Source organism: Ancylobacter sonchi (genome assembly GCF_018390695.1).
Lineage (GTDB): Bacteria > Pseudomonadota > Alphaproteobacteria > Rhizobiales > Xanthobacteraceae > Ancylobacter > Ancylobacter sonchi.
Genome location: NZ_JAHBGF010000019.1, coordinates 59,244 through 72,328 on the forward strand (window position 1 = coordinate 59,244; position 13,085 = coordinate 72,328).

14 protein-coding genes are annotated in these 13,085 nt (G+C 68.1%); 2 read left to right on the top strand and 12 right to left on the bottom strand.

Translation table 11 applies throughout. The features are described 5' to 3' along the window. Positions 1-81: 81 nt before the first annotated feature. The 4 genes from KHC28_RS10275 to KHC28_RS10290 all read right to left on the bottom strand — a co-directional run bounded on the left by KHC28_RS10275 (position 82) and on the right by KHC28_RS10290 (position 3,369). Positions 82-816: an FCD domain-containing protein gene (locus KHC28_RS10275; protein ID WP_214008259.1), complete on the bottom strand. Its 735-nt coding sequence runs from the start codon at positions 814-816 to the stop codon at positions 82-84. A gap of 95 nt (positions 817-911) precedes the next feature. Continuing rightward, complete coding sequence (locus KHC28_RS10280; RefSeq protein WP_312893156.1) at positions 912-1,616, bottom strand: TetR/AcrR family transcriptional regulator; 705 nt, start codon at positions 1,614-1,616, stop codon at positions 912-914. A gap of 26 nt (positions 1,617-1,642) precedes the next feature. Next, on the bottom strand, positions 1,643-2,881 hold the full coding sequence (locus tag KHC28_RS10285; RefSeq protein ID WP_214008260.1) for an acyl-CoA dehydrogenase family protein: 1,239 nt from the start codon (positions 2,879-2,881) through the stop codon (positions 1,643-1,645). A gap of 11 nt (positions 2,882-2,892) precedes the next feature. Continuing rightward, on the bottom strand, positions 2,893-3,369 hold the full coding sequence (locus KHC28_RS10290; protein WP_214008261.1) for a VOC family protein: 477 nt from the start codon (positions 3,367-3,369) through the stop codon (positions 2,893-2,895). Positions 3,370-3,543: 174 nt separating this feature from the next. Here KHC28_RS10290 and hisD point away from each other — a divergent pair, with 174 nt between their 5' ends. Both hisD and KHC28_RS10300 read left to right on the top strand, forming a co-directional pair. Then, the gene (hisD, locus tag KHC28_RS10295; RefSeq protein WP_214008262.1) at positions 3,544-4,860 is read left to right on the top strand and encodes a histidinol dehydrogenase; all 1,317 of its coding nucleotides are present in this window, start codon (positions 3,544-3,546) and stop codon (positions 4,858-4,860) included. A gap of 3 nt (positions 4,861-4,863) precedes the next feature. Next, on the top strand, positions 4,864-5,775 hold the full coding sequence (locus KHC28_RS10300) for a polysaccharide deacetylase family protein (protein ID WP_214008263.1): 912 nt from the start codon (positions 4,864-4,866) through the stop codon (positions 5,773-5,775). A gap of 9 nt (positions 5,776-5,784) precedes the next feature. Here the strand turns inward: KHC28_RS10300 and KHC28_RS10305 are convergent, their stop codons facing one another. The 8 genes from KHC28_RS10305 to kce all read right to left on the bottom strand — a co-directional run bounded on the left by KHC28_RS10305 (position 5,785) and on the right by kce (position 13,081). Further along, positions 5,785-6,462: a hypothetical protein gene (locus tag KHC28_RS10305; protein WP_214008264.1), complete on the bottom strand. Its 678-nt coding sequence runs from the start codon at positions 6,460-6,462 to the stop codon at positions 5,785-5,787. 8 nt (positions 6,463-6,470) lie between these two features. Further along, positions 6,471-7,319, bottom strand: a complete 849-nt coding sequence (locus KHC28_RS10310; protein ID WP_214008265.1) for an ABC transporter permease — start codon at positions 7,317-7,319, stop codon at positions 6,471-6,473. Then, the gene (locus KHC28_RS10315) at positions 7,316-8,125 is read right to left on the bottom strand and encodes an ABC transporter permease (RefSeq protein ID WP_214008266.1); all 810 of its coding nucleotides are present in this window, start codon (positions 8,123-8,125) and stop codon (positions 7,316-7,318) included. Before KHC28_RS10315 ends, KHC28_RS10310 begins: the two co-directional genes overlap by 4 nt. Then, a complete protein-coding gene (locus KHC28_RS10320; RefSeq protein WP_214008267.1) occupies positions 8,125-8,958 on the bottom strand; it encodes an ABC transporter ATP-binding protein in 834 nt (277 codons plus the stop codon). The genes KHC28_RS10315 and KHC28_RS10320 overlap by 1 nt, the downstream gene beginning before the upstream one ends. Next, positions 8,955-9,983, bottom strand: a complete 1,029-nt coding sequence (locus tag KHC28_RS10325; protein WP_214008268.1) for an ABC transporter substrate-binding protein — start codon at positions 9,981-9,983, stop codon at positions 8,955-8,957. The genes KHC28_RS10320 and KHC28_RS10325 overlap by 4 nt, the downstream gene beginning before the upstream one ends. Positions 9,984-10,344: 361 nt before the next feature. Continuing rightward, entirely contained in the window at positions 10,345-11,103 is a 759-nt protein-coding gene (locus tag KHC28_RS10330) for an SDR family oxidoreductase (RefSeq protein ID WP_214008269.1), read from the bottom strand. Positions 11,104-11,113: 10 nt separating this feature from the next. Then, positions 11,114-12,115, bottom strand: coding sequence for a Gfo/Idh/MocA family protein (locus tag KHC28_RS10335; protein WP_214008270.1), 1,002 nt, complete (start codon positions 12,113-12,115; stop codon positions 11,114-11,116). A gap of 33 nt (positions 12,116-12,148) precedes the next feature. Next, complete coding sequence (gene kce, locus KHC28_RS10340) at positions 12,149-13,081, bottom strand: 3,5-dioxohexanoate:acetyl-CoA acetone transferase (protein ID WP_214008271.1); 933 nt, start codon at positions 13,079-13,081, stop codon at positions 12,149-12,151. Between the last annotated feature and the right edge of the window lie 4 nt (positions 13,082-13,085).

Sequence of the window (13,085 nt, forward strand, 5' to 3'; positions counted from 1 at the left end):
TCCTTGTGATTGTTAATCGCAAGGATGTTCGAACAAAATATCGATGTCAATAAAATGGGCGGTTGGTGGTTCGCGAAAACCTCAGTCGCCGTTGCCGGCCGACAGGCTGCGCGACACCTCCTCATAATTGCGGATCACCACCTCGACGCTGCCCTGGAAATGCTCGGCGAGCACGGAGGTGGCGCGCTCGGCATCGCGGGCGATTGCCGCTTCGGCCACGGTGCGGTGCTGCTCGCGCACCCGCTTCAGCAGGGCTTCCGATGAGGAGGTGACGACGATCACCGCCCGGCGGTAGCGCTGGAAATGATCGGAGAGCGCGCCGCAGAAATGCAGCAGCCACGGCGAATCGCAGGCGGCGATGAGGCTGTAGTGGAAGCGGTCGTGGCGCTGTTCCCATTCGTCCACCGCCTTGCGGTCCTCCACCGAGTGGGGCAGCGGCGTGCGCTCCAGCCGGTGCAGCGCGGCGAGGATCTCGGCTTCCCAGTCCTCGTCGCCGCGGGCGATGGCGCGGCGCAAGGCGTTGCAGGAGAGCTCGGTGCGCAGCGCGCAGAGATCGTGCAGGTCGGACAGCGACAGCGGGGCGACAGTGTAGCCGCGATGTCCTTCGAAGCGCACCAATTGGTCGGACACCAGCCGGGACAGCGCCTCGCGCAACGGCGCGATGCCGACGCCATAGGCGGCGCTGAGCTGGCGGAAGCGCAGCCGCTCGCCCGGCTTCAGATGGCCGGCGATGAGGTCGCGACGCAGGCGGGCATAGATCTCGATGCCCAGCGTGGTGGCATCGTCGTCGCCGGGCGCGACAGATGGAAGGGACACGGCACTCTCCGCTCGCGACAGACTCGTCCCCCGATCATAGGCGGAGGTCATCTTCGATCAAAGCGCCGATGTTCGAGCGTTTGTCGGCGAATGGTCTAAGCCGGGGCGTCGCTGCGCTCCGCCAGCCGCTTCAGCACCGGGCCGACGCCGGTCAGGAAAGTGTCGACGGCGTTGCGGATCATGGTCGCCCGGTCCACCGGCATGGGGAACCGGTACACGATCTCCCGCACGCCATAGTAGAAGATGCCGCCCTGAAGGGTCCAGAACAGCTCGACCTCTTCCGGGGTCGGCGGCTCGCCGCCCCCGAGGCCGAAGCTGGTGCGGGTGGCGAGGGTGATCGGCCGCAGGATCTGCTCCTCGACGGTGGCGGCGTAGCGCCGGTTGATGTCGACGCCGCGCAGACCGGCGAAGAGATAGATGCGGATCCATTCGGGGGTGAAGATCGTTCCGGCGTAATCCTCGTAGAAGGCGACGATGCGCTCGCGGATCGGCCGGCTCTCGTCGAGCAGGCCCTCGCGCCACTGCGGCTTCCAGCGATTGACGTAGATCTCCTGGTAGACGGCGGCGATCAGGTCGTCCTTGCTGGGGAAATAGCGGTAGAGCAGCGGCTGGGTCACGCCGAGCCGCTGGGCGAGCTCGCGGGTGCCGGCCTCGAAGCCGATCTCGGCGAACAGCTCGACAGCCTTGCGGACGAACTCCTTGTGCCGTTCTTCCGGCTTGTTGCGCGTGCGCCGGGGCGCCGGGGCCTTGCCCTCTGCCGCGGCCAATGAGGATGAGCGTCCCGCCATCGGTGTCGTCACGTTCCTTTCGTCCGCTGCCGCGTGTCTCACACGACCGGATTATCGGCATCGAGACCGAGTGCCAGACGCCCGAAGGCGGCATTGGCGACATCGGTGCTGAAGGCGATATGCGCGCTTATAGCATGGGCGTCGCGGAAGCGGCGCTGCTGGCTGCCCGCTAGGTAAAGCGCCTGCGCGCCGCTGCCGGCGTCGATCTCGTCGACCGCCTGCGTGGTGAGCTGCGTCGCAAAGGCGAGGTCGCGGCGATAGGCGAATTTCGTCACCATGTCCGGGACGTGGCCGTGCTCGGCATCGTGCATAGCCTCCTCGCAGATGGCGAGCATCATCCGCCTCGCATGGCTGAGCCGGGCGGCGGCGTTGCCGACATGGATCTGCAGGCTCTGCAACTCGGCCAGCCTTGCGCCGGTGTAGTTGGCCGCGCGCTTGCGGGTCGAGGCGACATAGTCGGTGAGCGCGCCCTCGCCATTGCCGAGCCCGACGCCGGACAGGATGGCGGGGAACAGCGCGAAGACCGGCAGCCGGTAGAGCGGGGCGGGGTGGCGCCCGCTGCCCGGCGTCGCGCCGCCCTTGAGGTCGGTGACCGAGACGGTCATCTCCTCCGGCACGAACACCTCCTCGCAGACGACATCGTTGGAGCCGGTGCCCTTCAGCCCGGTGACGTGCCAGGTGTCGAGGATGCGGTAGTCGGCGCGGGGGACGAGGAAGACACGGTGATCGGGCGCCTCGCCCTCGGCGCGGACGATGCCGGCCAGCATGTTCCACGAGCAGACGTCGACGCCGGAGGAGAACGGCCAGCGGCCGGAGACGACATAGCCGCCCGGCGCGCGGGCGACCTTCGCGGCGGGGAAGACGAAGGAGGAGGCGATCAGCGCATCGGGATCCTCCTTCCAGATGCGGTCCTGCGCGGCGGGCGGGAACATCGCCAGCATCCAGTGATGGCTGGCGAGATTGGTGAGGTTCCACGCCGTGGAGGCGCAGCCGGCGGCGAGCGCGGCGCCGATGGTGATCAGGCTCTCATAGCCGAGCTCGGCGCCGCCGATCGCCCGGGGCTGCAGCATGCGGTAGAGGCCGCTGTCATGCAGGTCGCGCTCGTTTTCCGGCGGCAGCCGGCGCAGTTCCTCGGCGCGCGGCGCCCGCTCGGCGAAGACCGAGGCGAGGTCGGTGGCGCGCTGGAGCAATTCGTCATGACGCTGCTCGTCCGGCGAACGCAGGGTGCGCGGCGCGGCGAGGGCAGGAGAGACGAGGGGCGAGGCGGTGTCGGTCATCGCTTCCTCCCTCAGGCGCGCCGGCGGTCGAGGAACAGCGTCGCCTCGAGGTTCTCGCCCACCTGCTCGAAGCGGTCGGCGAGGCGCTTCAGCTCGGGAATGCGGGCGGTGTCGAGGCTGGCAACGTCCGGCCAGTCGACCTCGACGAGGTTGCCGCCGGGATCGCGCAGATAGAGCTGCACCGTGCCGTCCGGCATTTCGTTGACGCCGTTGCCGAAGGTCTTGTGGTCGATGAGGCCGGCGTCGCGGGCGCGCTCATACACGTCCATGAAGTCGTCCACATTGATGGCGAAGTGCTGGTAGTGCGGCGTGGTGTCGGGCAGGCCGAAGACGTGCAGCTGCTGGTCGCCGCAGCGCAGATACTGGGTGCGGAAGCCGAAATTATAGGTCGGGATCACCTCCATGCCGAACATCTCGACATAGAAGCGCACGGAGGCGTCGACGTCCCTGGCGCCGATCGACAGGTGATTGAGGCCGGTGGCTTTCATGGCGTTCCTCCTTATTTAATTATCGTTCGATAAATAACCTCAAGGGAGGCGACGGGCAAGGCAGGCTTGACACTCTCAGGCGATTTAGTTTTCACTCGATAAATAACAATCGATCGCTAGCGGATGCAAGGTGCATCGAAGCGGGTGCCGCAACGACGGCGCCGGGAGGAAAACATGGCCCGCCATCTCAAGACCGCGCGTTCCGTCGAGGAGCGCGCCGATGCCGACGCGCAGGTGCGCGCCACCGTCGAGACCATCCTCAAGGAGATCGAGAGCGGCGGCGACGCGGCGGTGCGGAGCTATTCGGAACGCTTCGACAAGTGGTCGCCGGCGAGCTTCCGCCTGTCCGACCAGGAGATCGAGGCGGCGCTGTCCGGGGTGTCGAAGTCCGATCTCGACGACATCCGCTTCGCGCAGGCGCAAGTGCGCAACTTTGCCGAGAAGCAGCGTGCCTGCATGCTCGACCTCGAGGTGGAGACGCTGCCGGGGGTGATCCTCGGCCACAAGAACGTGCCGGTGGAGCGGGTCGGCTGCTATGTGCCGGGCGGCAAATACCCGATGGTCGCCTCGGCGCATATGAGCGTCGTCACCGCCAAGGTCGCGGGCGTGAAGAGCGTGGTGGCGGCGGCGCCGCCGTTCCGCAACGGGCCGCACCCGGCCATCGTCGCGGCGATGCATCTCGCCGGCGCCGACGAAATCCTGGTACTGGGCGGCGTGCAGGCGGTGGCGGCGATGGCATTGGGCACCGAGACCATCGCGCCGGTCGACATGCTGGTGGGGCCGGGAAATGCCTTCGTCGCCGAGGCCAAGCGCCAGCTCTATGGCCGCGTCGGCATCGATCTGTTCGCCGGGCCGACCGAGACGCTGGTGATCGCCGACGACACGGTGGATGCCGAGATCTGCGCCACCGACCTGCTCGGGCAGGCCGAGCATGGGCCGACCTCGCCGGCGGTGCTGCTTACCAATTCGGAGAAGCTCGCGCGTGAGACCATGGCCGAGATCGAACGGCTGCTGACCATCCTGCCGACGGCGGAGATCGCCTCCGCGGCATGGCGCGACTTCGGCGAGGTGATCGTCTGCGACAGCCTCAACGAGATGGTTGTCGAGGCCGACCGCATAGCCTCCGAACATGTGCAGGTGATGACCGCCGACCCGGACCATTTCCTCAACAATATGCGGAACTATGGTGCGCTGTTTCTCGGGCCGCGAACCAATGTCGCTTACGGCGACAAGGTGATCGGCACCAACCACACGCTGCCGACCAAGAAGGCGGCGCGCTACACTGGCGGGCTGTGGGTCGGCAAGTTCCTCAAGACCTGCACCTATCAGAAGGTGACAAGCGACGCGGCGAGCGCCGAAGTCGGCGAATATTGCTCGCGGCTGTGCGTGCTGGAAGGGTTCCTCGGCCATGCCGAGCAGGCCAATGTCCGCGTGCGCCGCTATGGCGGCGGCAATGTCGACTACGCGACGGCGGCGCGGCGGGCGGGGTGAGCCATGGACGCGCCGTCTAGCACCCCGTCGAAGGCGCTGCTCAGCGCGCGTGCGCCGTATCTTGCCTTCCCGGACCGGCCGCGCCTGCATCTGCCCGGCAACGCCCGCGTCGCGGTGTGGATCATCGTCAATGTCGAGGAATGGTCCATCGCCCGTGCCATGCCGCGCACCGTGCTGCCGCCGCCGATGGGCCAGCCGCTGATGCCCGACCTGCCCAACGGGGCGTGGCACGAATACGGCATGCGGGTCGGCTTCTGGCGGCTGCTGAAGGCGATCGAATCGCGTGGTCTGCGCGCCACCTTCGCGGTGAACGGCCATGTGTGCCGTTCCTATGAGCGGGTGGCACGGGCGGCGCGCGATGCCGGCTGGGAGTTCATGGGGCACGGCTATGTGCAGCAGCCGATGCACCATGTGGAGGATCAGCGAAAGGCGATCTTCGATACGGTCGAGACCATCCGCGACTTCACCGGCCGCCCGCCGCCCGGCTGGGAGAGCCCCGGCCTCACCGAGAACGACCAGACGCTCGACCTCCTGAAGGAGGCCGGCGTCGGCTATGTCGCCAACTGGGTGATCGACGATCTGCCGCTGGAGCTCTCCACCGCGCATGGGCCGATGTTGTCGGTGCCCTATTCGGTGGAGACCAACGACATCGTGGTGCACGCCGTGCAGCACCAGCCCTCCGACGCCTTTCTGCACCGTTGCGCCCTTCAGTTCGACCGGCTGTGGGAGGAGGGGGCGGATAACGCCAAGGTGATGGCGATCAGCACCCACCCCTACCTCACCGGCGTGCCGCACCGGATCGGCTATTTCGAGGAACTGCTCGACCATGTGCTGGCGCGGCGGCAGGTGGCGATGATGACCGGCGAGGAGGTCGCCGATTGGTATCGCGGCGCGAGCGGAGCGGGGCCGGGGTAGGGCGCTCGGCTAGAAGTCCGGCAGGCGCGGTGCGCCGGGCGCGACGGGGAACACCTCGTCGCGCCAGAAGTCGTTGCCGCGTTCGCCGAGCAGATCGGCGAAGGCATCCGGTTTCGCGAGGTCGGCGGCGGCCAGTACCGTCACGCCGATCCCGGCGGCGGCAAGGCGCTCGCGACGTCGCCGTTCGGCGGTCGGCAGCAGCGGCGAGGGGGTGAACAGCACCGCTTCGGCTCGGCCTCCCAGCCAGAAGAACATGTCGACCGGCACAGCGCCGCCACCATCGTCGAGCGGTAGCAGCGCGCGCGGCAGCGGTAGCGGGGCGGAATAGAGCACGTCCTCCGGCGCGAACAGGCCGGCCATCGGACGGAGCCGCTCGGCGACCTCCTCGCGATGCGCGGCGATGACGGCGTGGAGATGGGCGACATAGCCGCCGATGAATTGCGCGGCGCTGCGGTTCCAGCCGCCGGCAAGCCGCTTGAGATGCTCCGCCAGCCGGAGGTCGGTCGCGACCTTCTCCTGCCCGATCGCCGGCGGCGGCAGGTCGAAGGCTTCGTCGTTCAGGCGCAGGACCTCCCCCGGAAGCAGGCGCATCCGGAGGAGGTCGTCGAACCGGGACGGATCGGCCGGCGCCCTGTCCACGCCGTAGAAGACGAGGGCCGGCAGCTTCGGCGTCAGGTGCTGCGTCATCTGCACCGTTACTTGCGGCTTTCGGGGTGCCAGATCAGCAGGCGGCGCCGGACGATCTCGAGGCTCTTCACCACCACGAAGCCGAGGATGATGATTTGCACGATGCCGGCGAACACCCCGACCGAGTCGGCGAAGCGCCCGGCCATGATCATCGCGCCGCCCACCCCGCGCCCGCCCATCAGCATCTCCGTGACGATGGTGGTGATCATGCCGGTCGGCAGCGCCACCTGCAGCCCGGTGAGGATCTGCGGCATCGCCATCGGCAGATAGACCTCCCACAGGAGCTCCCGTTCCTTCGCCCCGAAGGAGCGGGCCGACCAGATCGGCCATTTGTCGAGGCTGGAGCAGCCGGCATAGGTCGCCGCCACCACCGGAAAGAAGCAGGAGAACGCCACCATGATGATCTTCGAGGTGTCGTAGATGTCGAACCACAGGATGAAGATCGGCAGGAAGGCGATCTTCGGCATCGGGAAGCCGATCGACACCAGCGGATCGAAGAACCAGCGCACCAGCGCCGAGCGCGCCATCAATATGCCGACGGGAATGCCGATGACGGCGCCGATCGCGAAGCCGGTCAGCGCCCGGTAGAGGGTGAGCCCGAGATCGACCGGCACGGTGCCGGCGATGAGGTCCTCCCAGATCCGCCCCAGCACCACGCTGAGCGGCGGCAGAAGGAAGGGGTTGAGCGCGCCGAAGCGGGCGCCGAACTCCCAGAGACCAGCGAGCGCCGCGACCACCGCGACCTGCACGGCGATGTCGACCATCCGCGGGGAGATCGGACGCGACGGTCGCGGGGCCTTCTGGACCGGCGACTTGCCGGCACCGGCGAGCGGCTTCGCGTCAGCCATGTTCATCATGCCTCCCTCCAGCGAAGCAGGCGCCGGGACAGCAGCGCGTAGAGGCGGTCGGCGGCGAAGCCGATGCCGGCGACGAAGAAGATGGCGGCGAACATGGCCGGGTACTGGCCGCCGTCGCCGAGCGAGGAGATCATGAAGCCGACGCCGTCGGTGGCGATGACGAATTCCGAACTCACCATCAGGATGAAGGAGAAGGCGAGCGCAGTGCGGCAGCCATTGAGGATGTCCGGCATGGCGCCGCGCAACACCACCTCCCGCAGCACGTCGAAGCGTGAGGCGCCCAGGCTAGCCGCCGACCAAAGCAGGAACGGGTTCACCCCGCGCGCGCCATTATAGGTGCCGACGACGACGGGGAGCAGGCAGCCAAGGAAGATCAGCAAAATCTTCGAGGAGTCGCCCAGCCCCAGCCAGATCATCACCACCGGGATCAGCGCCGATTTCGGCATCGGGTAGAAGATCTGCACGACCGGGTTGATGAGCAGCCGCACCGGGCGGAACGAGGCCATCAGCAGGCCGGCGGCGATGCCGACCGCCACGGCGGCGCCGAGGCCGGCGGCGGCGCGGCTGACCGAGCGCATGGTGTTGTAGAGCAGGTCGCCGCCGAACAGCATGTCGGAGAAGGCGGCGAAGATCTCGCCGAGCCCCGGCAGCATCTGCCGCGACACCAGCCCGCTGAGCCCGAGGAACTCCCAGCCGAGCGCGAGCAGCAGCAGCGGCGCGAAGCGCACCACGGTGTTGACGACGGCATAGGACAGCGACGGGCCGACGCGGCCGCGCCCGCGACCGCCGGCGAGGACGTCGCTCATCAATGTGCCCCCCGCGTCGCCGCCACCGCCTGCTCGCGCACCAGCCGCCAGATGTGCTCGCTGAGGCCGATGAAGTCGCGGTTCTCGAGGATTTCCTCGCCGCGTTCCTTGGGCAGGTCGACGTCGATGACGTGCTGGATCCGGCCCGGCCGGGCGCTCATGATCGAGATGCGGTCGGCGAGGAACACCGCCTCCTGCACGTCATGGGTGACGAACACCACCGTCTTGCGGCTGTCGCGCCAGATGGTGCGCAGTTCCTCCTGCATGACGCGCCGGGTCTGCGCGTCGAGCGCGCCGAACGGCTCGTCCATCAGGAGGATACCCGGATCCACCGCCAGCGTGCGGGCGATGGCGGCGCGTTGCTGCATACCGCCGGAGAGCTGCGAGGGATAGGCGTTCTCGAAGCCGGTGAGGTGCACCATGTCGATGTAGCGCTGGGCACGCTGCTCGCGCTCCGGCCCGGCGATGCCGGCTTTCTTCAGGCCGTAGAGCACGTTGTCCTTCACGGTCTTCCACGGGAACAGCGCGAAGTTCTGGAACACGATGCTGCGATCCGGGCCCGGTGCGGTGACCGGTCCGGCCGATGTGGAGATCACTCCCGCCTGCACCGGGATGAACCCGCCGATCAGATAGAGCAGGGTGCTCTTGCCGCAGCCGGAGGGGCCGAGCAGGCAATGGAACTCGCCGTCGCCGATGTCGAGGTTGATGCCGTCCAGCGCCAGCATGCCGCCGGCGGTGCGGGCGCCATAGGTGTGGGAGACGTCGCTGATCGAAATGCTGCTGGCGGCGTGGGCGCGGCTGCGCGAGGACGGAGCGAGATGGGTGACGCTCATTGGCTGGCCTCGATCCGCTTCTGCGCTTCCTTGACGAAGCTCAGATCGACATAGTCGGGATCGACCTTGATGCCGCGCGGGGCGAGGCCGAGATCGACGGCGATGTCGATGCTCTCCTGCAGCGCCTTGACGTTCGGCACCATGAAGGGGTCGCGGAAATAATCCCCCTTGGTGAAGAGGTATTGCAGCGTCTCGGGCGGCTGCTGCATGAAATTGGCAATGATCTTCACCGCCTCGTCATGGTTCTTCGGATCGGTGAACCAGCGCACCGCGCGCACATGGTCCTCGAAGAAGTCCATCAGCGCCGCGCGGTTGTCGTTCAGGAACTTGCCGTTGGCGGCCAGGAACACCAGCTGCGAGGGGCCCATGGCGTCCTCGGAGGTGAACAGCACCTTGTACTTGCCGGTGGCGAGCAACTGGTCGGACATCGGCTGCAGCACGGTGCCGAGGTCGATCTTGTGCTCGTCGAGCATGGCGGGGATGTTCGGGAAGGCGACCTCCACCATGGTGTAGTCGCGCTTGTCCTGCATGTTGCTCTTGCGGAACATCGCCCGCATCGCGGTGTCGGAGGCCGAGCCGATGGCGTTGGTGCCGACCCGCTTGCCCTTCATGTCCGTCACCTTGCCGATGCCGGAATCGGTGCGGACCAGGAAGGTCTCGCTGTGATAGTCCTCGACGCCGTCCTGGATGATGTCGGCGACCGCCTTCACGTCGAGCCGCGCATTGGTGACGGCGAGCGCCAGCACCAGTGGCCCGAAGGCGGCCATGTCGATCTCGCCCGCCGCCATGGCGGTGATCTGCGGCGAGGAGCCCCGGAAGCGGATCGGCTCCACCGTGTAGCTCTTGCCGTAATATTTGAGGATGTCCGGCTTGCTGTAGAGCACGGGGATCAGGTGCCCCGGCATGGTCGACCAGCCGATGCGAATCTTCACCGGGTCGGCCTGGGCCGCCGGCATGCCGCCGGGGGCGATGATGAGGGCCGCCAAAGCGGCCGCGAGCGCCAGCGCGCCGCGTCGTGTTGCCATGGTCGTCTTCTCCCGATGCCCCCGATCGTTGCCGGGTGGCTTGTTGTTTTCGGTCGTGTCGTCCGGGCTGTTCCACGACTCCCGCGCGGGCATCGATGAGCGTCCCGGTCGGCTTGGTATCGTCGGCTTGGTAGCGTCAGCTTGGCGTTGCCCGCCGCTGGTTTTCAACGCGGCGATGTCTGCTTGTTTATCGATTGATAATCACGTGGATTTTCGATCATGTCAACGATGCAAGATGATTTGCGCTTCGTTCGCAAGCTGAATCCATGCGGCGCCGCGGCATCCACGCCGCTCCGCGCCGCGGCCTCAGCCGCGTGGACGGAGGCCGCCGCATCATCGAGCCATCACCAGGGAAAACGCCTCAGCGCCCGCCGGCCACCGGCACGATCGCGCCCGTGACATAGGCGCTGGCAGGGGAGGCGAGCCACATCACGATGTCGGCAACTTCCTCCGCCGTGCCCGGGCGCTGCATCGGGATGGCGGGGGCGAGCCGCTCCAGCCGGTCGGGTGCGCCGGCCCTGGCGTGCAGCTCGGTGGCGATCAGCCCGGGGGCGACGGCGTTGACGCGGATGCCCTCCGTTGCCACCTCGCGGGCGGGGCCGATGGTGAGGCTGTCCACCGCACCCTTGCTGGCGGCGTAATGCACCCACTCGCCGGCACCGCCGAGCTCGGCGGCGCGCGAGGACATGTTGACGATGACGCCACCGCGCCCGCCATAACGGGTCGTCATGCGCCTCACCGCCTCGCGGCAGCACAGGAAGCTGCCGATCACATTGACCGCCATCACCTCGGCGAGGGTGGCGGCGGTGAGTGCCTCGACGCGGCCGAGCGGGCCGACACCGCCGGCGTTGTTGACCAGCACGTCCGGTGGCCCGAAGCGGGTATCGACCGCCGCGAACAGCGCGACGACGTCTTCCTCGCGGGACACGTCGGCCCGGACAGCCAGCGCCTCGCTCCCGGCGGCGGCGATGGCGCCGGCGACCGCCTCGGCCCCGGCCGCATCGCCCTTGTAGCTCAATGCGACGCGGAAGCCGGCACGGCCGGCGGCGCGGGCGATGGCGGCGCCGATGCCGCGGGAGCCGCCGGTGACGATGAGGGTGCGGGGCGCGGTGTCGGACATGCTGATCTCCTCAGGCGACGGGGACGAAGCGGTCCTGGCCGACGGCGGCGACGATGGCTTCCAGCACCGCGACGCCATGGATCATCTCGGCCGGCGGGATCGGATAGGGCGCCTGCCCGCGCACCGCCCGCGCGAACGCCTCCAGCTCGGCGCGCAGCGTGTCGAAGCCGGCGAGGGTCTCGTGCGTGGCGGCCGGCGCCGGCTGGCCCGGCGCCGGCGGGGCGGGCTCAAGGCTGAAGACGTTGAGCGTCGGCGTGGCGATGCTGGCCACGCCCTTCGCGCCATAGGCAACGAAGCGGAACACCGGCGCCGTCGCGGTGAAGGCGAGCAGGGTGCCAGTCTGCCCGCTCGCGAAGCGCAGCATCACCGAGGTGGTATCCTCAGCGCCCGACGGCGCGACACGGTTGACGCTCTGGCAGGCGACGGCCTCGATCGCGCCGAACAGGTCGATCATCGAATCGACGAGATGGATGCCAAGCCCGGTCATGCCGCCGGCCGGCGACTGCTCGGGATCGGTGCGCCATACCCCCTTCGGCAGGAACAGGCCGGTGGGCGAGCTCAGCTCGGCATGGCAATGCAGGACGGTGCCGAGCTCGCCGCCGCGCACCAGCGCGCGCAGGCGCTGCATGTGCGGATGGAAGCGCCGGTTGTGGCCGAGCGCCAGCGTGATGCCCGCCGCCCCACTCGCCGCGACCGCCGCCTCGGCGCTCGCCTTGGTCATGGTGAACGGCTTCTCGACGAAGACATGCTTGCCGGCGCGTGCGGCGGCCTCGATCTGCGCGGCGTGCTGGAGATGCGGCGTCGCCAGCACCACCGCCTCCACGGCGGGATCGGCCAGCACCTCCTCATAGCTGTCCCTGAGGGCGATGCCGGCGCCGGCGGCGAAGGCTTCCGCCTTGGCCCGGCTGCCGGTCGCGCCGGTGGTGAAGCGCAGCAGGTCGTTCTTTCCCTGCACGGAGGCGACGAGGGTCTGGCCCCAGCGGCCCAGCCCGATGATGGCGACGTTCAGCATGTTCGCGGATCCATTCGATCAGAAGACGGCGTGTCAGAAGGCCACCTGGTCGGCGCCCTTCAGCTCCAGCATGGCACGCGCCTCGTCGGGTGTGGCAAGCTCCAGGCCCATGCCTTCGAGGATCTGCCGCGCCTTGCGCACCTGCGCGCCGCTCGACGGGGCAAGCTCGCCCGGACCGAGCCACAGCGAATCCTCCAGCCCGACGCGGACATTGGCGCCCATCGAGGCGGCCATCGCCGCGACGCGCAGCTGCGAGGCGCCGGCACCGAGCACCGACCAGCGGTACTGGTCGCCGAACAGCCGGTCGGCGGTGCGCTTCATGTGGATGATGTCCTCGGGGTGCGTGCCGATGCCACCGAGAATGCCGAACACCGACTGCACGAACAGCGGCGGCTTGACGAGGCCGCGGTCGAGGAAATGCTTGAGATTGTAGAGATGCGCAATGTCGTAGCACTCGAACTCGAAGCGGGTGCCGTTGCCGTAGCAGGTCTCGAGTATGTACTCGATGTCCTTGAAGGAGTTGCGGAACACGAGGTCGCGGGTGGCTTCCAGATGCTGGCGCTCCCACTCGAACTTGAAGTCGGTGTAGCGGTCGAGCAGGTGATAGAGGCCGAAATTGATCGAGCCCATGTTGAGCGAGGCGACCTCCGGCTTGAATTGCGCCGCCGGCAGTACCCGCTCCTCGACCTTCATGTAGGGGCTGCCGCCGGTGGTGATGTTGATGGCGGCGTTGGTCTGCTGCTTGAGCTGCGGCAGGAAGCGGCCGAACGCCTCGGGCGTCTGGTCCGGCTTGCCGGTTTCCGGGTTGCGGGCGTGCAGATGCAGGATCGCCGCGCCGGCCTCGGCGGCACCGATGGCGTCGGCGATGATCTCGTCCGGCGTCACCGGGAGATGCGGCGACATGGAGGGGGTGTGGATCGCGCCGGTGCAGGCGCAGGTGACGATGACCTTGCGGGCGGCAGCCATGGTC

Coding starts and splice junctions, on each gene's coding strand:
- KHC28_RS10335 (WP_214008270.1), bottom strand. CDS start 12,115: ATGCTGAACGTCGCCATCATCGGGCTGGGCCGCTGGGGCCAGACCCTC.
- KHC28_RS10320 (WP_214008267.1), bottom strand. CDS start 8,958: ATGAGCGTCACCCATCTCGCTCCGTCCTCGCGCAGCCGCGCCCACGCC.
- KHC28_RS10285 (WP_214008260.1), bottom strand. CDS start 2,881: ATGACCGACACCGCCTCGCCCCTCGTCTCTCCTGCCCTCGCCGCGCCG.
- KHC28_RS10305 (WP_214008264.1), bottom strand. CDS start 6,462: ATGACGCAGCACCTGACGCCGAAGCTGCCGGCCCTCGTCTTCTACGGC.
- hisD (WP_214008262.1), top strand. CDS start 3,544: ATGGCCCGCCATCTCAAGACCGCGCGTTCCGTCGAGGAGCGCGCCGAT.
- KHC28_RS10300 (WP_214008263.1), top strand. CDS start 4,864: ATGGACGCGCCGTCTAGCACCCCGTCGAAGGCGCTGCTCAGCGCGCGT.
- KHC28_RS10330 (WP_214008269.1), bottom strand. CDS start 11,103: ATGTCCGACACCGCGCCCCGCACCCTCATCGTCACCGGCGGCTCCCGC.
- KHC28_RS10325 (WP_214008268.1), bottom strand. CDS start 9,983: ATGGCAACACGACGCGGCGCGCTGGCGCTCGCGGCCGCTTTGGCGGCC.
- KHC28_RS10310 (WP_214008265.1), bottom strand. CDS start 7,319: ATGATGAACATGGCTGACGCGAAGCCGCTCGCCGGTGCCGGCAAGTCG.
- kce (WP_214008271.1), bottom strand. CDS start 13,081: ATGGCTGCCGCCCGCAAGGTCATCGTCACCTGCGCCTGCACCGGCGCG.
- KHC28_RS10290 (WP_214008261.1), bottom strand. CDS start 3,369: ATGAAAGCCACCGGCCTCAATCACCTGTCGATCGGCGCCAGGGACGTC.
- KHC28_RS10315 (WP_214008266.1), bottom strand. CDS start 8,125: ATGAGCGACGTCCTCGCCGGCGGTCGCGGGCGCGGCCGCGTCGGCCCG.